17 protein-coding genes are annotated in these 18,177 nt (G+C 71.0%); 12 read left to right on the top strand and 5 right to left on the bottom strand.

The window, feature by feature from the left end; translation table 11 throughout:
• Nucleotides 1-65 precede the first annotated feature (65 nt).
• Together ACFRKB_RS05615 and ACFRKB_RS05610 are read left to right on the top strand one after the other, a co-directional pair.
• Entirely contained in the window at nucleotides 66-962 is an 897-nt protein-coding gene (locus tag ACFRKB_RS05615; protein ID WP_383103555.1) for a class II fructose-bisphosphate aldolase, read from the top strand.
• On the top strand, nucleotides 950-2,293 hold the full coding sequence (locus ACFRKB_RS05610) for a Gfo/Idh/MocA family oxidoreductase (protein WP_383103553.1): 1,344 nt from the start codon (nucleotides 950-952) through the stop codon (nucleotides 2,291-2,293). Before ACFRKB_RS05615 ends, ACFRKB_RS05610 begins: the two co-directional genes overlap by 13 nt.
• On the opposite strand, the gene ACFRKB_RS05605 is transcribed toward ACFRKB_RS05610, so the two are convergent.
• Nucleotides 2,241-2,645 carry a DUF5997 family protein gene (locus ACFRKB_RS05605; protein ID WP_383103552.1) on the bottom strand — a complete coding sequence of 135 codons (405 nt, stop codon included), beginning with the start codon at nucleotides 2,643-2,645 and terminating at the stop codon, nucleotides 2,241-2,243. The genes ACFRKB_RS05610 and ACFRKB_RS05605 overlap by 53 nt on opposite strands.
• Nucleotides 2,646-2,703: 58 nt before the next feature.
• Between ACFRKB_RS05605 and ACFRKB_RS05600 the strand changes: the two genes are divergently transcribed.
• The 5 genes from ACFRKB_RS05600 to ACFRKB_RS05580 all read left to right on the top strand — a co-directional run bounded on the left by ACFRKB_RS05600 (nucleotide 2,704) and on the right by ACFRKB_RS05580 (nucleotide 8,094).
• Nucleotides 2,704-3,498, top strand: a complete 795-nt coding sequence (locus ACFRKB_RS05600) for a LysR family substrate-binding domain-containing protein (RefSeq protein WP_383103550.1) — start codon at nucleotides 2,704-2,706, stop codon at nucleotides 3,496-3,498.
• 161 nt (nucleotides 3,499-3,659) lie between these two features.
• Nucleotides 3,660-4,088, top strand: coding sequence for a hypothetical protein (locus tag ACFRKB_RS05595; protein ID WP_383103549.1), 429 nt, complete (start codon nucleotides 3,660-3,662; stop codon nucleotides 4,086-4,088).
• Entirely contained in the window at nucleotides 4,085-5,953 is a 1,869-nt protein-coding gene (locus tag ACFRKB_RS05590; RefSeq protein ID WP_383103548.1) for a GMC family oxidoreductase, read from the top strand. Before ACFRKB_RS05595 ends, ACFRKB_RS05590 begins: the two co-directional genes overlap by 4 nt.
• Entirely contained in the window at nucleotides 5,950-6,804 is an 855-nt protein-coding gene (locus tag ACFRKB_RS05585) for a hypothetical protein (RefSeq protein WP_383103546.1), read from the top strand. Before ACFRKB_RS05590 ends, ACFRKB_RS05585 begins: the two co-directional genes overlap by 4 nt.
• A gap of 54 nt (nucleotides 6,805-6,858) precedes the next feature.
• Nucleotides 6,859-8,094: an MFS transporter gene (locus tag ACFRKB_RS05580; protein ID WP_383103545.1), complete on the top strand. Its 1,236-nt coding sequence runs from the start codon at nucleotides 6,859-6,861 to the stop codon at nucleotides 8,092-8,094.
• 51 nt (nucleotides 8,095-8,145) lie between these two features.
• Here the strand turns inward: ACFRKB_RS05580 and ACFRKB_RS05575 are convergent, their stop codons facing one another.
• The 4 genes from ACFRKB_RS05575 to ACFRKB_RS05560 form a co-directional block, all read right to left on the bottom strand.
• The gene (locus tag ACFRKB_RS05575; RefSeq protein ID WP_383103543.1) at nucleotides 8,146-9,549 is read right to left on the bottom strand and encodes a PTS ascorbate transporter subunit IIC; all 1,404 of its coding nucleotides are present in this window, start codon (nucleotides 9,547-9,549) and stop codon (nucleotides 8,146-8,148) included.
• Nucleotides 9,550-9,682: 133 nt separating this feature from the next.
• Nucleotides 9,683-9,964 (bottom strand): PTS sugar transporter subunit IIB, encoded by a 282-nt coding sequence (locus ACFRKB_RS05570; protein ID WP_383103541.1) that lies wholly within the window; start codon nucleotides 9,962-9,964, stop codon nucleotides 9,683-9,685.
• Nucleotides 9,961-10,416 (bottom strand): PTS sugar transporter subunit IIA, encoded by a 456-nt coding sequence (locus ACFRKB_RS05565; protein WP_383103539.1) that lies wholly within the window; start codon nucleotides 10,414-10,416, stop codon nucleotides 9,961-9,963. Before ACFRKB_RS05565 ends, ACFRKB_RS05570 begins: the two co-directional genes overlap by 4 nt.
• A 41-nt stretch (nucleotides 10,417-10,457) precedes the next feature.
• Nucleotides 10,458-11,186 carry a GntR family transcriptional regulator gene (locus ACFRKB_RS05560; protein ID WP_383103538.1) on the bottom strand — a complete coding sequence of 243 codons (729 nt, stop codon included), beginning with the start codon at nucleotides 11,184-11,186 and terminating at the stop codon, nucleotides 10,458-10,460.
• A gap of 263 nt (nucleotides 11,187-11,449) precedes the next feature.
• Between ACFRKB_RS05560 and ACFRKB_RS05555 the strand changes: the two genes are divergently transcribed.
• From ACFRKB_RS05555 to ACFRKB_RS05535, 5 genes are all read left to right on the top strand, one after another.
• Nucleotides 11,450-13,510 (top strand): transketolase family protein, encoded by a 2,061-nt coding sequence (locus ACFRKB_RS05555; protein ID WP_383103895.1) that lies wholly within the window; start codon nucleotides 11,450-11,452, stop codon nucleotides 13,508-13,510.
• Complete coding sequence (locus ACFRKB_RS05550; RefSeq protein ID WP_383103536.1) at nucleotides 13,507-14,184, top strand: HAD family hydrolase; 678 nt, start codon at nucleotides 13,507-13,509, stop codon at nucleotides 14,182-14,184. The genes ACFRKB_RS05555 and ACFRKB_RS05550 overlap by 4 nt, the downstream gene beginning before the upstream one ends.
• Nucleotides 14,185-14,364: 180 nt before the next feature.
• Entirely contained in the window at nucleotides 14,365-14,769 is a 405-nt protein-coding gene (locus ACFRKB_RS05545) for a (R)-mandelonitrile lyase (RefSeq protein WP_383103534.1), read from the top strand.
• Between the two features lie 225 nt (nucleotides 14,770-14,994).
• Nucleotides 14,995-15,351 (top strand): VOC family protein, encoded by a 357-nt coding sequence (locus tag ACFRKB_RS05540; protein ID WP_383103532.1) that lies wholly within the window; start codon nucleotides 14,995-14,997, stop codon nucleotides 15,349-15,351.
• Nucleotides 15,352-15,532: 181 nt separating this feature from the next.
• Nucleotides 15,533-17,938, top strand: a complete 2,406-nt coding sequence (locus ACFRKB_RS05535; RefSeq protein ID WP_383103530.1) for an ATP-binding cassette domain-containing protein — start codon at nucleotides 15,533-15,535, stop codon at nucleotides 17,936-17,938.
• Nucleotides 17,939-18,177 lie beyond the last annotated feature (239 nt).

The following is an 18,177-nucleotide window of genomic DNA, read 5'->3' as shown; positions in this document are numbered from 1 at the left end:
CTCCCGCGTCCCTGTAACGCACGTCCGCCATCCGCCCCCCACCTGTCCATCACGGGAAACAGAACATGCCACTCGTCCCCACCGGCGACATCCTCGGCGAAGCGACGCACGGCGTCGGTGCGTTCAATGTCGTCCTCCTCGAACAGCTCGAAGCCGTCCTCGCGGGCGCCGAGCAGGCGAACGAGCCCGTCATCGTCCAGATCAGTGAGAACGCCGTCGCGTACCGGGGCGCCCTCGGACCACTCACCGCCGCCGCGCACGAGGCCATCGCCGCCGTCTCCGTACCCGTCGCGCTGCATCTGGACCACGCCACCCGGCCCGATCTGATCGAGGAGGCGGTCCGGCGCGGCTTCACCTCCGTGATGTACGACGGCGCTCATCTCCCCTGGGAGGAGAACGTCGCCCGTACGCGCGAGATGAGCGACTGGTGCCATACGTACGGAGTGTGGGTCGAGGCGGAACTCGGCGCGATCGGGGGCAAGGACGGCGCCCACACCCCCGGCGTACGCACCGATCCCGGTGAGGCGGCCCGGTTCGTGCTCGACACCGGTGTCGACGCGCTCGCCGTCGCGGTCGGCTCGTCCCACCAGATGACCCGGCGCACCGCGTCGCTCGATCTGGATCTGATCCGGGAGCTGTACGCGGCGGTGCCCGTCCCGCTGGTGCTGCACGGTTCGTCGGGGGTGGACGACAGCCATCTCGCCGACGCCGTGCGGGCCGGGATGCGCAAGATCAATATCGCCACGCATCTCAACACCCTCTTCACCGCGTCGGCGCGCGACTGGCTGTCCGCGCGGCCGGCGACCGTCGATCCGCGCGCCTATCTGCGTCCCGCGCGGGAGGCTGTGACGGACGAGGTCGCCCGGCTGCTGCGGCTGATCGGACAGGGGCAGGACGGGCGCGTCCCAACCGACGCAATGGGCTCGACGGACTCAAGGAAGGGAGACCCATGTCCCAGGTGACGATGGTCCTCGTCGGAGCCGGACTCCGCGGAATGACCTACGCCCGGCGCGCCCTGGCGACAGGCGCGGGACGGGTGGTCGCGGTGGCCGAGCCGGACCCGCGGCGCCGGGCGCGGGCGGCGCAGGAGTTCGGGGTTCCGCCGGAGCGGGTGTACGCGGACTGGAGCGAGGTGGCGGCGGCGGGCAAGCTGGCCGACGCCTGCGTCATCGCCACCCAGGACCGGCTGCACACCGAACCGGCGGTGGCACTGGCCGATCTCGGTTACCACATTCTCCTGGAGAAGCCGATGGCGACCAGCGAGGACGAGGCCACGGCGATCGCGGACGCGGCGCGGCGCAACGACATCCTGCTGGCCGTCTGCCATGTGCTGCGCTACACGCCGTACACCCGGCTGCTGAGGCGGCTGCTGGACGGTGGCCGTATCGGCGCTCTGGTCAGCGTCCAGCATCTGGAGCCCGTCGGCTGGTGGCACCACGCCCATGCGTTCGTGCGGGGGAACTGGCGCCGTCAGGACACCTCCGCACCCATGCTGCTGAGCAAGTCCTGCCACGACATCGACTGGCTGGTGCATCTCTTCGGACGTGCGCCGCGCAAGGTCGCTTCCTTCGGCAGCCTGACGCACTTCCGCCCCGAGGCCGCCCCGGCCGGCGCGACCGGCCGCTGCCTCGACTGCCCGCTGGAGACCGGCTGCCCGTACTCGGCCAAGCGGCTCTACCTGGGCTGTCTCGGCGATCCGGACCAGGAATTCTGGCCGCTGTCGGCGGTGACCGACGACCACACCGAGGCGGGCGTACTGGACGCGCTGCGCACCGGGCCGTACGGCCGCTGTGTGTACGCGTGCGACAACGATGTGGTCGACCATCAGGTGGTCAGCATGGAGTTCGACTCCGGCGCCACCTGTTCGTTCACCATGAGCGCCTTCACGCCCATGGAACAGCGCCGCACCCGGCTGCTGGGCACACACGGCTTCATCGACGGTGACGGAAGCACACTGCGGGTGGTCGATTTCCGCGACGGCTCCGAGGAGACGGTCCACACACGGACCAACGCGGCGGGGAGCCCGGGGCCTTCCCCGGAGGACGGCCATGGAGGCGGGGACGAGGAGCTGACCGACGCCTTCCTCACCGCCGTCGCCACCCGCGACGCGTCCCTGCTGCTCTCCGACGCCGCCGAGAGCCTCGCCTCCCACCGCGTGGTGTGGGCGGCGGAACAGGCCCGGGTGACCGGCACGGTGGTCGAACTCGGCGTACGCGACGGCGCGCCGGCGGCGGAGAGCGTCAGGAGCGCGGACGGCGGGGCTGCTCGCCTCGCTCCGCGTTCCTCTCCTTGATACGCAGCGCTTCCTTCCGGACCTCGGCCTGGGTGGCGCGTTCCTGGCGCAGCCACCCGGGGCTGTCGCTCTTCAGCGCCTCGATCTGCTCGGTGGTGAGGGCTTCCGTGACGCCGCCGCGCGCGAGACCGGAGATGGAGACGCCCAGCTTCGCCGCCACCACCGGCCGGGGGTGCGGGCCGTCGCGTCGCAGTTCCAGCAGCCACTGGGGCGGATCGGCCTGCAGCGCGTTCAGCTCGGTGCGCGAGACGACACCCTCCTGGAACTCGGCGGGGGTGGCCTCAAGGTACACACCCAGCTTCTTCGCCGCGGTCGCGGGCTTCATGGTCTGGATGGTCTGGTGCGACGTCATGGTGTCAAGAGTAGCGAGCGTGTGCGATACCTCCGACCACGGCCGGTAACCTGGTGGCGTGACAGGCTCGGAAGTACCCCCTTCGTTCCGGCTCGCGTACGTCCCCGGCGTGACGCCCACCAAGTGGGTGCGGATCTGGAACGAGCGGCTGCCCGGCATCCCGCTGAACCTCGTCACGGTGTCCGCCGCCGAAGCGCCGGATCTGTTGCGGGACGGCGGGGCAGACGCCGGTTTCGTACGGCTGCCGATCGACCGGACCGCCCTCAGTGCGATCCCTCTGTACACCGAGACGACGGTGGTCGTGGTCCCGAAGGACCATCTGGTGGCGGCGGTCGACGAGGTGTCCGCCGAGGACCTGGCGGACGAGATCGTGCTGCACCCCCTCGATGACACCCTCGACTGGCAGCTCAGGCCGGGACGGCCCGCGAACGCGCGCCCGGCCACGACGGCGGACGCCGTCGAACTGGTGGCGGCAGGGGTGGGACTGCTCGTCGTCCCGCAGTCACTGGCCCGTCTGCACCACCGCAGGGACCTTACGTACCGGCCGGTCCTGGACGCCCCCGAGTCGCGCGTCGCTCTGTCGTGGCCGGAAGACGAAACCACCGAACTGGTGGAGGACTTCATCGGGATCGTGCGCGGGCGCACGGTCAACAGCTCGCGGGGCCGCCCGACCCCGCCGCAGCCGAAGCGCGAGCGTCCCGGCACGGGCGGTGCGCGGCGGAAGCCGGCGGTCGGAAAGTCGACGGGCAAGTCGACCGGCACGTCAGCCGGTAAGTCGACCGGTAGGAGTCCGCGCGGTGGTTCCGGCGGCCCCAAGGGCGGCCGGCGCGGCAAGCCGGGCCGTCGGTCGTAGTTCCCCGGCGTCCCCGGCGCCACACACCCCTCCGTCACTCTGCGTTCGGCCGCACTCGCACTCGGCGAGCTTTCGAGGCATGAACGGGTTCCGATCGAGGTAGGGATCCCGGCTGATATGCCCGGTCTCCGGTGAGTGGTTCGAAGAGGGGGATTTTGTCCATGACGCTGACCGAGCGGTTCGTCACGCTCTCGGCCGCGCTGACGGGGTTCGACGCCGCCGAGCTGACGGCGACCGGAATGACCGGGATCTACGAGGAGTTCGTGGCCCGGCAGGTCGAACCGCCGCTCTACGCACGGCTGGTGGACGCGCTGGCGGATGAGGCGGCCGACCCGCGGGCGGTGGCGGACAAGGACGAGGAGCTGGGTGAGCTGGCGCGCGCCGTGTGCCACCTCTGGTACGTGGGCACGTGGCCGGGACTGCGGGGGGACGACGGCCGGACCGTACCCGTTCCGCTTCCGGCGCGCGCCTATGCCCGCGGGCTGGTGTGGAGCAGCTTCGGCGGCCACGCCCCCGGCGCCGGCCGGCCCGGCTACGGCAGCTGGGCCGAGCGTCCCGCCGGTGCGCCGGCGGAAGGCGGGGAGCGTTGACCGCCGGGGAGCGTTTCGATGTGATCGTGGTCGGCGCCGGGATCGCGGGGTCGTTGGTGGCGCGGCGGCTGGGAGACCGCGGGTGGCGTGTCCTGGTCCTGGAATCGGGTATGGGCGAGGGTGACTCCGGTCCCGATAGCGGACGCGCGGCGGACGCGGAACGGTTCCGGGCGGCGCCGGTGAAGGTTCCCGGCGCGGCGATCGCGGACAACGCCCTGGTGCCCTCGCCCGACGTACTGGATCTCGCGGGCCGCCCCGGCGGTGGCTACCGGGCCGGCGGATACCTCGTCCAGAACGGCCCGTTGCCGTACGCGAGCGGCTATCTGCGGGTCAACGGGGGTACGGGCACGGCCTGGACGGGGCTGACCCCGCGCATGCACCCGGAGGACTTCCGCACCGCCGACTTCGGGTACGGCCGTAACTGGCCCATCGGATATGAGGAGTTGGAGCCGTACTACCGGGCCGCGGAACGCGAACTGGGGGTCGCCGCCGATCCGGCGGAGCAGCGGGACCACGTCGGCCTGCCGCTCGCCGACGGTTATGCCTTCCCGCACCGTCCGCTCCCCGCGAGCTATCTGGACCGGCTCATGGCCGAACGGCTCAATGGCCACGAGGTGTGGGATCCCTCGTCCCCGCGCCCCACCACGCTGCGGGTCGTCGGGACGCCCCAGGCGCGCAACAGTACGGCCACCGAGGAGCACGGTCCCGTATGCGAGGGCAGCGCCAGCTGCATCCCCATCTGCCCCACCGGGGCGAAGTACACGCCGCGGCGCACGCAGGAACGGTGGGGGCCGGGCGTCACCCTGCGCACCCGCGCGGTGGCCGGACGGCTCCTGGCCGACGCCGCCGGCCGGATCACGGGCGTCGAGTACCAGCGTTACGACGACCCGGCCCGACCCGCCTCCGTCACCCGGCGAACGGTCCACGCGCACACGGTCGTGCTGGCGGCCCACGCGATCGAGAACGCCCGGCTCCTGCTCGCGTCCGGCCTCGCCAACTCCAGTGACCAGGTGGGCCGGAACCTGATGGATCACCCCGTCCTGCTCACCTGGGGCCTGATGCCCCAGCGGGTCGGCCCCTACCGGGGCCCCGGCTCGACCTCCGGCCTGGAGGGCTTCCGCTTCGGTCCGGTCCGCGCCGCCCGCGCCCCGTTCCGTATCGAGATCGGCAACTGGGGCTGGAACTGGGCGGTCGGCCCGCCGGGACACGAAGTCGCCGCGCTGCTGCGCCCCGCGGACCCGGCGGCGCCCGGCGGAGGCGGGGCGTTGTTCGGCGCGGCGTTGCGGCAGGCGGCCGGGGACCGGATCGGGCGGCAGTTCGCCCTTCAGTTCGAGATGGAGCAGAGCGCCGATCCCGCCAATCGCGTCACGCTCGATGCCCGCCATCGCGACCCGCTGGGCAACCCGCGCCCCGTTCTGACCTATGACCTGTCCGCTCATGTGAAACAGGGCATCGTCGCGGCCAAGTCCGTGTCCGACCAGATCTTCGCCCTTCTGGGGGCGCGGGACCACAGCCGGTACGAGCCGGGGCCGTCGCAGCCCGGATGGTTCGAGTACGGGGGCCGGCCCTACGCCTACCGCGGCGCGGGCCACGGCGCGGGCACGCACATCATGGGCGCCCGCCCCGCCGACTCCGTCGTCGACTCGTGGCAGCGCAGCTGGGACCACCCCAATCTGTACGCGGTGGGCTGCGGTTCCATGCCCTCGCTCGGCACGTCCAACCCGACGCTCACCATGGCCGCGATCACGCTGCGCAGCGCCGAACAGATCGACCGCGACCTGTCAGAACAGCGCGTCACGATCCGCCCGCCGGTCCCCGGACACTCTCCGGGCCCGGCCACGCCCGAGGAGACTCACGCCCCGTGACCGACGACCTCACACTGCCGCCCGTCGCCGCCCCCTACCAACTGCCGTTCCATTACGGGGCCCTGCACAACATCGGCCTCGACTATCTGGTCGACCCCGCGCCGGTACGCAAGGCGCTGGCAGAGCACCATCCCGACCTGAGCGCGGCCGAATTCGACGGTCAGGCGTGCGTCACGCTCAACTACCAGCTGTACTTCGCCCAGTATCCGAACGGCGGGGGTATCACGCAGGAGATCGAGTACAGCATCATCGCCCATCCCACCGCGAGCGGCGGGCGTCCGGCCCGGCTGTCGTACGAGCAGTTCGCGCAGGGCTACGACCAGACCAAGCTGCTGGGCATCGCCCGGCTCCATGTGCTGTGCGACAACCCGCTGGCCATCGAGGCCGGCACGAAGCTCTACGGAGAGCCGAAGTACCCCGCGTGGTTCGAGGCGACGATGCCGTCCCTCAACGGCCCCCCGGGTGACAGCTGGACCGTGGCCTGCAAGCAGGCGGCGCACGCACCCTCCGGCGCGGGCATCGAACGCCAGGAGCTGCCGCTGTTCTCCTTCTCCGCCGACCTGGCCGGGCTGCCGCGTACCCCCGTCAACAACACCCCCATCACCGGCTACGGCACCGACCCGGCGGGCCGGCCGATCGCCGGTCCCCTGAACGTCTACCAGCCCTACGAATACCGGTCGTTGACCGGCGAGGCCGACCGGGTGCGGCTCACCGTCCAGGACGCGTCCTCACCCGTCGGCGCCGACCTGACCGCCCTCATCGCGGGCGCCCCGGCCGCCGGGGCGTGGACATACCAGTCAGCCCCGGTCGCGGCGCACAACCGCCCGTACTACGTCCCGCGCGCCGGCTGACATACTGCGGGACGCGACGGCGCAGGCCGTGGACGTCGCACGTCAGAGGGTGGGATGGTGGTCAGGAAGTCGCTGGGCCGGCAGTTCGGGTGGCTGTGGGCGGCGTACGGGGTCAGCGCGTTGGGCACGTGGCTGGCGTTCGACGCGTTCCGCTTGATCGCGATCCTCGTACTGGACGCCGGGACGACCGAGGTGTCACTGCTGGCGGCCGCGGGGCTGGCGGTCGGCGCGGTGGTCGCGGTGCCGCTCGGGCCGTGGGTGGAGTTCCGCCGTAAGCGGCCGGTGATGGTCGCGATGGACCTGTTGCGGTTCGCCGCGCTGATGAGCGTCCCCGCCGCGTTCGCGCTCGGCCTGCTCGGCTTCACCCAGCTCCTGGTCGTGGCGGTCGTCGTCGGTGCGGCCGATATCGCCTTCACGTCGGCGAGCGGCGCGTGCCTGAAGGCGCTCGTGCGGCCGGAGGACCTGCTGGTGGCGAACGGGCGGTTCGAGTCCACGACCTGGACCGCGTCGGTGCTCGGACCGCCGCTCGGCGGGGCCGCGATCGGGCTGTTCGGCCCGGTGATGACCGTGGTGGCCAACGCGGTCAGCTATCTGCTCTCGGCGGCGGGGATCCGTGCGATCGGCGGCGAGGAGCCGCGCCCCGTACGAACCGGCGCGCCGCGGTTCCGAGCCGGCGACCTGCTCGACGGCTGGCGGTACATCCTGGACCACCCGGCGCTGCGTCCGCTGTTCTTCAACACGGTCCTGGTCAACGGTCTGATCATGGCGACCTCGCCGGTGCTCGCCGTCCTGATGCTCAGGCACCTCGGGTTCGCACCCTGGCAGTACGGTCTCGCCTTCGCCGTGCCCTGCGTCGGCGGTCTCATCGGCTCACGACTGGCCCCCGGGCTCGTCGCGCGGTTCGGACGGCACAAGGTCATGCTCACCGCCGGGGCACTGCGCGCGTGCTGGCTGTTCGGGCTGGCCTTCATCGGCCCCGGCGCCGGCGGACTCGTGCTCGTCATGGTCGTCGAGTTCGGACTGATCACCTGCTCGGGGGTGTTCAATCCGGTGTACGCCACGTACCGGCTCGACCACACCGCGACGGACCGGGTCGCCCGCACCCTGTCCGCGTGGTCGATCACCAGCAAGCTCACCATCGCGGCCCTGACCGCCCTGTGGGGCCTGCTCGCCGGCCTCACCGGCCCCCGCACCGCGATCGCGATCGCCGGTCTCCTGCTGCTGGCGACCCCGTTCCTGCTCCCCCGGCACGACAACACACCACACCACGAGCAGGGCATCACAGCGTGACGCGGCCCGACGATGTGCGTCGGGCCGCGTCGAACGCCGTCACACGGCGGGTCAGACGGCCGGCTGCCGCTCGGACTCGGACTCCGGGTCCGGGTCGGCCGCGGACCTGGCCGCCTCGCGGCGGGTGGCCACGGCGCTTCCGACGAAGACGGCGGCCAGCGAGGCGAGGATCAGCACGATGACGGCGGCGTGGCCCCAGCGTACGGCGCTGCCGAGGAGGAAGCCGGAGACCCCGAAGTCGGCGTCGGAGAAGGTGGAGTTGGCCAGGCCGACGTCGCCCAGGAAGGGCAGGACGAGCAGCGGCAGGAAGGTGATCATCAGGCCGTTGGTCATGGCGCCGAGTACGGCACCGCGCCTGCCGCCCGTCGCGTTGCCGATGACGCCGGAGGCGGCGCCGGTCATGAAGTGGGCGACGATGCCCGGGATGATGATCGTCCCGCCGATGGCGACAAGAACGCCCATGCCGATCAGTCCGCCGACGAAGCTGGACAGGAAGCCGATCAGGACGGCGTTGGGGGCGAAGGTGAAGACGATCGGAACATCGAGGGCGGGCTTGGCGTTGGGGACCAGCTTCTCGGAGATGCCCTTGAACGCGGGGATGATCTCGGCGAGGACCACCCGGACACCGGCCAGGATGATGAAGACACCGGCGGAGAACTTACCGGCCTGCATGACGGCCCAGAGCAGGAACCACTGGCCGCCGCTGAGCTTGTCCTCCACGTATCCGGCACCGGCCACCAGCGTCACGAGCAGGTAGATGACGCCCATGGAGACGGCGATGACGACGGTGGTGTCCCGCAGGAAGCCGAGCCCCTTGGGGATCTTCAGGTCCTCGGTGGACTTCTTGGTGTCGCCGGCGAGCTTGCCGACCAGACCGCTGGTGGCGATGCCGAAGTTACCGGTGTGACCGAGAGCCACGTTCTCCTGCTTGGTGACCTTCCGCATCCACGGCTGCACCAGGGCGGGCGAGAGCGTGGTGATCAGACCCTCGGCGAGAGAGCCCCAGAGCACGGTCTGCCAGGTGCTGAATCCGTTGGCTATGAGGATCACGGCGATCATCGCGGACAGGTAGAGCGCGACGTGCCCGGACATGTAGATGAACTTGAACCTGGTGAAGCGCGCCAGCAGTACGTTCACGATCATGCCGAAGAAGAAGATCAGCGCGGCCTGGGAACCGTAGTCCGTAAGGACCTTGCCGACGATCGCCTCGTTGTTCGGCACGACGCCCTGGACACCGAAGGCGTGCTGGAACATCTCACCGAAAGGCGTGAGGGCATCGGACACGACACCCGCGCCCGCGGCCAGGACCAGGAAGCCGACGAACGCCTTGATCGTCCCCTTGAGCGTGTCGGAGAGGGACTTGCGCTGGAGCACGAGCCCCAGCAGAGCGATCAGTCCGATGATGACGGACGGTTCTCTGAAGATGTCGAGCAGGGTGTTCAGAACGCTGTTCACTGGGGCAACGCCTCTCTGCGGGCACGTCTACGGCCACTCGGGCACGTCTGGGGGCACTACGGGCACGACTGGGCCGTGGTCGCTGTGATGAAGGGCTGCCGGTGGTACAGCCGGGGCGGACGCGGGGCCGCGGTCAGAGCAGACCGTGGCGAGCGGCCGCGGACTTCACCGCGTCACGCAGTTCGTCCTTGTCGATGATGCTGTTCAGGACCACGACATCGCCGAGTCCGGCCGCGGCGTCCTCCAGGTCCTTGGCGACGAAGAACACATCGGCGCTCTCCGGCCCCGCCGAGCTGATGTCACTGTGCTCCACCGTGACATCCGGGAGCCGGAGCTCACGGACGATGTCCTCGATGTTCATACGCACCATGAAACTGCTGCCGAGTCCGGTGCTGCACATGGCCAGGAACTTCATCGGGTCTCCTCGAAACGAGTGATCAACGTGGTGACATCGGCGGCGGAACGCGCGTCGCGCAGCGCTTCGCGGGTCTCCGTGTCCGACAGGATGCGGGCGAGCGACGACATGGCTCCGGTGTGCGCGGCGGCGTCGACCGCCGCGAAACAGAAGTAGAGGTCGACGGAGTGCTCCGGCCGGTCGAGCAGGGGCGCGGGCTCCGCCAGCCGGAGCATGGAGATGGCCGTGCGGACGGCGCCGCTCTCGGGACGGGCGTGGGCGAGCGCGATGCCGTAACCGAGGTCGATGTACGTGCCGCCGGCGGCGATCGAGTCGATCATCGCGGCGACATAGCCGGACGTGATGTCACCGGCGGCGAGAAGGGGGTCCGCGACCTGGGTCACGGCCTGCCGCCAGGTCAGGCTGTCACTGGAGAAACGTATCTTCTCCTCGGTCAGCAGTTCGCTGAGCATGTGCGCGCTCCGTACGTTGCGAGAGGGTGATGAGGCCGGGGCTACTCGGCGTCGGCGATGATGTCGAAGGACAGTTCGGCGGTCTCCGGCAGAAACTTCGACGTCCCATGGATGACGGGCTTCCGGTTCAGGTCGAAGACCCTGGAGGTCGCCAGCAGAAGCGGAGACCCGACCGCCACGCCCAGCAGTCCCGCCTCCCGGCCGTCGCACTCGTGCAGGCCGACGACGATCTCGTTCCTGGCGAGCAGCACATCGTGATGTGCCCGCAGATAGGCGTAGAGGGAGGTGGCGGAGAAGTCCGCCGTCCGCACGTCGGGGAAGCGCTCCTCCTCCACGTACGACTCCGCGAGATGGTGCACGACTCCGTTCACCCGGCGCAGCCGCTCCAGCCGGATGACGGACGTGGCGGGGCTGATGTCGAGGGCCGCCGCCAGCCGCGCGCCCGCCCGCGTCGGCTCCTGGGCGAGCACTTCCGAGGTGACCGTGTGCCCCTGACGGCTCATCTGGGTGAAGAAGCCCGTGACCTCGCTGACGAACCGCTCGCGGTGCTTCAGCGCGTAGCGGGGCCGGGTGACGAAGGTGCCGCGGCCCTGCTCACGGATGAGGTGTCCGTCATTGACCAACTCGTCGACCGCGCGGCGCAGTGTGATGCGGCTCACCGCGTACTCCTCGCAGAGCGCCGCCTCCGGCGGCAGCCGGCCGCCGACGGGAAGACCGCTCACCCGCCGCAGCAAATGGTCGCGCACCTGTGCGTACTTGTGCTCGGCCATCCGTGGTCTCCTCATCGAGTCCGTGTGTCGTCAAGACGTCATGATGACTAGAAGCCGAGTGGACGTCAATAGGCAATTTCCACGTCACACTCCCGACGCCTGATCCGGCCAGGACCACCGCAATCCGCCGCCACGGGGGCCGGTTGGGCCATGGGTTACGTTATGCGAAGTCATCATGACGACATGATCTATGAGGAGCTGCCGTGACCGCCCTACCCACGCGGACGACCACCGCGCCCGTCACCGCCCCCGTATTCGGCGACATGGACCGACGGGCCGTCGCGGTGGCCCGCGCCCTGGCGATGGACGCCGTCGAGACGGCCGGCTCCGGCCACCCCGGCACGGCGATGGCGCTGGCGCCCGTCGCTCATCTGCTGTTCCAACGGCATGTCCGGCACGACCCCGCGGACGCCGGCTGGGAGGGCCGCGACCGGTTCGTGCTCTCCTGCGGGCACGCGAGCATCCTGCAGTACACGCAGCTCTACCTGACCGGTTACGGCCTCGGTCTGGACGACCTGCGGCGCTTCCGGCAGCTCGGCTCCCTGACACCGGGGCACCCCGAACTGGGCCACACCACAGGCGTCGAGACGACGACGGGGCCGCTCGGCCAGGGCGTCGCCACCGCCGTCGGCATGGCCATGGCGCTCAAGCGGGACGAGGGCCGGCTGACCGGCGGCGGTGCCGTCGCGCGCGGCGAAGTGCCCGCCCGTACGGTGTGGGTGCTGTGCTCCGACGGTGACCTCCAGGAGGGCATCTCGTACGAGGCCGGAGCGCTGGCCGGGCGGCACCGGCTGGACAACCTCGTGGTGGTCTGGGACGACAACAGCATCCAGATCGAGGGCTCCACCGATCTGACGACCCGTGAGGACACCGCCGCCCGGTTCGCCGCGCAGGGCTGGTTCGTACAGACCGTGGGACTCGGCGCGGACGGCGACATCGACACCGCCGCGCTCGACCGCGCGCTCTCCACCGCTCACGCGCACGAGGGCCGCCCCAGCCTGATCGTGCTGAAGTCGCGGATAGCCTGGCCCGCGCCGAACGCCACCAACACCCCGGCCTCGCACGGCGCTCCTCTCGGGGCGGCCGAAGTCGCGGCCACCAAGGCGCTGTTGGGCGTCGCCGACGAGCCGTTCACCGTGCCGGCGGACGTTCTGGAACACACCAGGGCCGCGCGGGGACGTGGTGCGGAACTGCACCGCGCCTGGGACACGGCACTGGCCGAATGGGCGCTGGTCCACCCCGGACTCGCCGCCGCCCGCGAGCGTGCGATCCGCCCGCTCGATCCGGCCGAGGCCGCCGACGCGCTGCCGGTCTTCGAGCCGGGCGCCGCCGTCGCGCCCCGCGACGCGTCCGGCCAGGTCATCCAGGCACTCGCCGAGCGGCTGCCGCGTCTGTGGGGCGGCTCCGCCGACCTGGGCGACAGCAACCGTACGACCATCGGCTCCGGCGGCTCCTTCCTCCCCGCCGACGAGGACAGCGGGCACGGGGCCGGCGGGCACGGGCTGAGCGGTCGCAACATCCACTGGGGTGTGCGCGAGCACGCGATGGCCGCCGCGCTGAACGGCATCGCCCTCGTCGGTTACGACACCCCCTTCGCCGGCACCTTCCTGGTGTTCAGCGACTACGAGCGGCCGTCATTGCGGCTCGCCTCCCTCATGCGGCTGCCGGTCGTGCATGTCTGGACGCACGACTCCGTGGCGCTCGGCGCCGATGGCCCCACCCACCAGCCGGTCGAACACCTCGCCTCGCTCCGCGCCATGCCGGGTCTGTCCGTCGTACGCCCGGCCGACGCCGCCGAGACCGCCGCCGCCTGGCTCGCCGCCCTCGGCCGCCCGGGACCGGTCGGGCTCGTACTGGCCCGCCAGGCGCTGCCCGTGCTGCCGACGCCCGCCGACGCCGTGCGCGAAGGTGTGGCGCGTGGTGCGTACGTCGTCGCCGGTGCCGAGGAGACCGAGGGCGCCGTCGATGTGGTGCTGCTGGCCAGCGGCAGTGAGGTGTCGCTCGCACTGGGCGCGCGGAAGACTCTCGCCGGGCGCGGAATCACCGCCCGGGTCGTCTCCGTACCCTGCAAGGACTGGTTCGCCGAGCAGGACGCCGCGTACCGGGACGCGGTGCTCCCGCCGGCTGTCCGGGCGCGCGTCGTGGTCGAGGCGGCCTCCGTCTTCGGCTGGCACGATCTGCTCGGCGACGCCGGACGCGCCGTGACCATCGACGGGTTCGGCACCTCGGCCTCCGCCTCCGACGCGATGACCGCGATGGGCATGACCGAGGAAGCCGTCGTGGCGGCCGCCCTGGAGTCCCTCGACATGGCGGGGTCCCGGTGAACGCCGTCCCGGGCGGCGCCCCCACCGGACTGAGGGGGGTCGGTCTCGTCGTCTTCGACTGCGACGGAGTGCTCGTCGACACGGAACGCATCGGCCCGGCCGTCGTCGCGGAGCTGGCCACCGAAGCCGGCTGGCCGCTCACTCCCGACGAGGTACGGGAACGGTTTCTGGGCCGCCCGGAGTCGTACCTGTACGCGGAGATCCGTGCCCACGCCGATGTCCCCGTCGGCCCGGACTGGCTCGACAGCTACCGGGCCCGGCTCCGTGCCGCGTTCACCGCCCGGCCGTTCACCATGCCCGGCGTGGCCGAGCTGCTGGACGCGCTCGACGGTCGGCTCCTGCCGTACTGCGTCGCCTCCAGCGGCGGCCACGAGCGCATCGAGCACTCGCTGACGGTCACCGGCCTGTGGGAACGGTTCGCCGGGCGGGTCTTCAGCGCCGACGACGTCGCGCACGGCAAGCCCGCCCCGGACCTCTTCCGGTACGCCGCCGGCGCCTTGGGCACCCCGCCGGACCGCTGCCTCGTCATCGAGGACAGCCCCGCCGGTGTCGACGCCGCCCTCGCGGCGGGGATGCCGGTCGTCGGCTACGCGGGCGGCCCGACACCGCCCGCCGCCCTCGGCCATGCCACGCACGGTGTGATTCACGACCTCCGGCAGTTGCTCGGTCCCTGACCGCGAACACGGCCTGACTCACCGTCGCCGTCACCACGCCGGCCGAGCCGTACCTCGCTGACCCGTCCGGCGTTCTACGCCGGCCGGCCCAACACGACGAGCGCCGGCACCCGGCTGGAGAACATCCTCGACGAGGCCGGGGGCTCGGGCTCCCGGCCTCCTGGAAGGAAGGGGAGAATCATGGAGCTCCTGAGGAAGCGGCCGACCGTCAAGCTGCCCGCCGAGTGGTTCACCGGCGACGCGTGGGCCGATGTGATCTACCGCGGCGAGGAGCCGTCCCGGGCCCGTGTGAACGCGGTCCATGTCGCCCCCGGCGCCCGCACCGCCTGGCACTCCCACGGCCTGGGCCAGACCCTCTACATCGTCGAGGGCATCGCCCTGCTCCAGTCCCGCGGCGGTGAGATCATCGAGGCCCACCCCGGCGACGTGATCCGGACCCCGGCCGGAGAGGAGCACTGGCACGGCGCCGCCCCCGACCGCTTCCTGACCCAGATCGCCGTGTGGGAGACCGACGAGGTCGACTGGCTCGACCATGTCACCGACGCCGAGTACGGCGGCGCCCGCCGCAGCACCCGCAACGCCTGACCCAATCCCGGAGCAGGGCGCCCGGAGCAGTGGTCCCGGAGCAGCTGACCAGACCGGTCAGGAATCGAGAAGCGCCGGTCAACCAGCCGCACTAGCGTGATCGCCGTACACATCACCACCACCGACGCGAGCCTCGTCCGGAGCCATCGGACTGTCGGTTCCCGGACCGCCCGTTCGTCTTCGAACCGGCCCATCGCGACCGGACCCACGACTTCAGGAGTGACCATGACCAGCTCTTCCACCCAGGGGATCAAGACCGTGCTGCATCCCGTCTCCGACCTGGCGGCGGCCAAGAAGGTGTACACCGCCCTGCTCGGCGTGGAGCCGCAGGCCGACGCGCCCTACTACGTCGGCTTCGAGGCCGAGGGGCAGCACATCGGACTGGTGCCGGGCGGTGGACCGCAGGGCATGACCTCGCCCGTGGCGTACTGGCACGTGCCGGACATCGAGGCGAAGCTCGCCGAGGTGACCGCCGCGGGGGCCACCGTGAAGGAGCCCGCGCACGACGTCGGCGGCGGCCGTCTCGTGGCCACCTTCACGGACCCCGACGGCAACGTCCTCGGGCTGCTTCAGGACCGGTGAGCGCCGGTCGAGGTGATGCGCGACGGCCGCTTGTTAGTCTGGCGCCTCGGCCGGGCGCGCCGCGCGGCCGGGGTCCGGAGGCGCCGATGTCAGCCGGACGGACACCACGCGCCACCCCGGCCGACACCGCCGGCCCGCGCGAAGAAGGCGGTCCCGCCTCTCAGATACAGATGGAGACACGATGAGCACGGCCACGAGGACGGACACGCAGTCGCCCGCGCTGCACGTTGCCGACAGCCATGACCTGATCCGTGTGCACGGCGCGCGCGTGAACAACCTCAAGGACGTCAGCATCGAGATCCCGAAGCGCCGGCTGACGGTGTTCACCGGTGTCTCCGGCTCGGGCAAGAGCTCGCTGGTGTTCGGCACGATCGCCGCGGAGTCGCAGCGGCTGATCAACGAGACGTACAGCGCCTTCGTACAGGGCTTCATGCCGACGCTGGCGCGGCCCGAGGTCGACGTACTCGAAGGGCTGACGACCGCGATCATCGTCGACCAGCAGCGGATGGGTGCCGACACCCGCTCCACGGTCGGCACCGCCACCGACGCCAACGCGATGCTGCGCATCCTCTTCAGCCGCCTCGGCGAGCCGCATATCGGCTCGCCCAAAGCGTTCGCCTTCAACGTGCCCTCGGTCCGGGCGAGCGGTGCGATCACGGTCGACCGCGGCGCCGGCAGCAAGGCCGTCAAGAAGACCTTCTCGGTCACCGGCGGCATGTGTCCGCGCTGCGAGGGCCGGGGCACGGTCTCCGACATCGACCTCACCCAGCTCTACGACGACAGCAAGTCGCTCAACGAGGGCGCGCTCACGATCCCCGGCTACAGCATGGACGGCTGGTACGGCCGTATCTTCGGCGGCTCCGGCTTCTTCGACCCGGACAAGCCGATCCGCACGTTCACCAAGAGGGAACTGCACGACCTCCTCCACAAGGAGCCGACCAAGATCAAGGTCGACGGCATCAACCTGACGTACGAGGGCCTGATACCGAAGATCCAGAAGTCGATGCTCTCCAAGGACATCGACGCGCTGCAGCCGCACATCCGCGCGTTCGTGGAGCGGGCGACGACGTTCACCTCCTGCCCCGAGTGCGACGGCACCCGGCTCAGCGAGGGGGCCCGGTCGTCGCGGATCGGCGGGATCAACATCGCCGACGCCTGCGCGATGCAGATCAGCGACCTGGCCACATGGGTCAGCGGTCTCGACGAGCCCTCGGTGGCGCCGCTGCTCGCCACACTGCGGGGGACCCTCGACTCGTTCGTGGAGATCGGTCTCGGCTATCTCTCGCTCGACCGGCCGTCGGGCACGCTGTCGGGCGGCGAGGCCCAGCGCGTCAAGATGATCCGCCACCTCGGTTCCTCGCTCACCGACACCACGTATGTCTTCGACGAACCCACCACGGGCCTGCACCCCCATGACATCGAGCGGATGAACGGCCTGCTGCTGCGGCTGCGGGACAAGGGCAACACCGTGCTCGTCGTGGAGCACAAGCCGGAGACGATCGCGATCGCCGACCACGTCGTCGACCTCGGCCCCGGCGCCGGTACGGCGGGCGGCGCCGTCTGCTTCGAGGGCACCGTCGAGGGGCTGCGGACCGGCGGCACCGTCACCGGCCGCCATTTCGACGACCGGGCCGCCCTCAAGGAGAAGGTGCGGACGCCCAACGGGGCGCTGGAGATCCGCGGCGCCAGTGCCCACAACCTGCGGGACGTCGACGTCGACATCCCGCTCGGGGTGCTCGTCGTCGTCACCGGCGTCGCCGGCTCCGGGAAGAGCTCGCTCGTCCACGGGTCACTGCGTCAGCGGTCGGGGGCCGCCGGCGAGGGTGTGGTGTCGATCGACCAGGGCGCGATACGCGGCTCGCGACGGAGCAACCCGGCGACGTACACCGGACTGCTCGACCCGATCCGCAAGGCGTTCGCGAAGGCCAATGGTGTGAAGCCGGCGCTGTTCAGCGCCAACTCCGAGGGTGCCTGCCCCAGTTGCAACGGCGCCGGTGTCCTCTACACCGACCTGGCGATGATGGCCGGCGTCGCCACCACCTGCGAGGAGTGCGAGGGGAAGCGGTTCCAGGCAGCGGTGCTCGACTACCACCTCGGTGGCCGCGACATCAGTGAGGTGCTCGCGATGTCGGTGACCGAGGCCGAGAGGTTCTTCGGCGAGGGCGAGGCGAAGACCCCGGCGGCCCACAGGATCCTGGCGCGGCTCGCCGACGTCGGGCTCGGTTACCTCACCATCGGCCAGGCGCTCACCACCCTGTCCGGCGGCGAGCGGCAGCGGCTCAAGCTGGCCACCCACATGGCCGAGAAGGGCGGCGTCTACGTGCTCGACGAGCCGACCACCGGCCTGCACCTCGCCGATGTCGAGCAGCTGCTCGGGCTGCTCGACCGGCTGGTCGACTCCGGGAAGTCGGTCATCGTCGTCGAGCACCACCAAGCGGTCATGGCACACGCCGACTGGATCATCGACCTCGGTCCGGGGGCCGGCCACGACGGCGGCCAAATCGTCTTCGAGGGCACGCCCACCGACCTCGTCGCCGCCCGCTCCACCCTCACCGGCGAACACCTCGCGGCCTACGTCGGCAGCTGACCGGGGCCCGACGCCCGCGCGGACACACCGCGGCACGATCACGCCCACCCACCACGTCTCCCGGGATGTGGTGGGTGGTGCTGTGTGAGGCCGCTTCCCGCCGCCGGAACCGATACACGGCCGACACCGCTTCGACCCGCCACCGACATCCGGCGAACTTCCCATCGCGGCACAACCGAGCCTGTCCCGACGTGTTCTCTAGCCACGGCGGACACATTCGGCTCCCAGGATGGCACCAC

This window comes from Streptomyces scopuliridis (genome assembly GCF_042790125.1).
In the GTDB taxonomy this organism is placed as follows: Bacteria; Actinomycetota; Actinomycetes; order Streptomycetales; family Streptomycetaceae; genus Streptomyces; species Streptomyces scopuliridis_A.
The sequence above is the reverse complement of the archived record's forward strand: the minus strand, read 5'-3'. Positions and strand labels throughout refer to the sequence as shown.

Coding starts and splice junctions, on each gene's coding strand:
- ACFRKB_RS05570 (WP_383103541.1), bottom strand. CDS start 9,964: ATGAAGTTCCTGGCCATGTGCAGCACCGGACTCGGCAGCAGTTTCATG.
- ACFRKB_RS05615 (WP_383103555.1), top strand. CDS start 66: ATGCCACTCGTCCCCACCGGCGACATCCTCGGCGAAGCGACGCACGGC.
- ACFRKB_RS05605 (WP_383103552.1), bottom strand. CDS start 2,645: ATGACGTCGCACCAGACCATCCAGACCATGAAGCCCGCGACCGCGGCG.
- ACFRKB_RS05555 (WP_383103895.1), top strand. CDS start 11,450: ATGGACCGACGGGCCGTCGCGGTGGCCCGCGCCCTGGCGATGGACGCC.
- ACFRKB_RS05535 (WP_383103530.1), top strand. CDS start 15,533: ATGAGCACGGCCACGAGGACGGACACGCAGTCGCCCGCGCTGCACGTT.
- ACFRKB_RS05580 (WP_383103545.1), top strand. CDS start 6,859: ATGGTGGTCAGGAAGTCGCTGGGCCGGCAGTTCGGGTGGCTGTGGGCG.
- ACFRKB_RS05540 (WP_383103532.1), top strand. CDS start 14,995: ATGACCAGCTCTTCCACCCAGGGGATCAAGACCGTGCTGCATCCCGTC.
- ACFRKB_RS05565 (WP_383103539.1), bottom strand. CDS start 10,416: ATGCTCAGCGAACTGCTGACCGAGGAGAAGATACGTTTCTCCAGTGAC.
- ACFRKB_RS05545 (WP_383103534.1), top strand. CDS start 14,365: ATGGAGCTCCTGAGGAAGCGGCCGACCGTCAAGCTGCCCGCCGAGTGG.
- ACFRKB_RS05595 (WP_383103549.1), top strand. CDS start 3,660: ATGACGCTGACCGAGCGGTTCGTCACGCTCTCGGCCGCGCTGACGGGG.
- ACFRKB_RS05610 (WP_383103553.1), top strand. CDS start 950: ATGTCCCAGGTGACGATGGTCCTCGTCGGAGCCGGACTCCGCGGAATG.
- ACFRKB_RS05560 (WP_383103538.1), bottom strand. CDS start 11,186: ATGGCCGAGCACAAGTACGCACAGGTGCGCGACCATTTGCTGCGGCGG.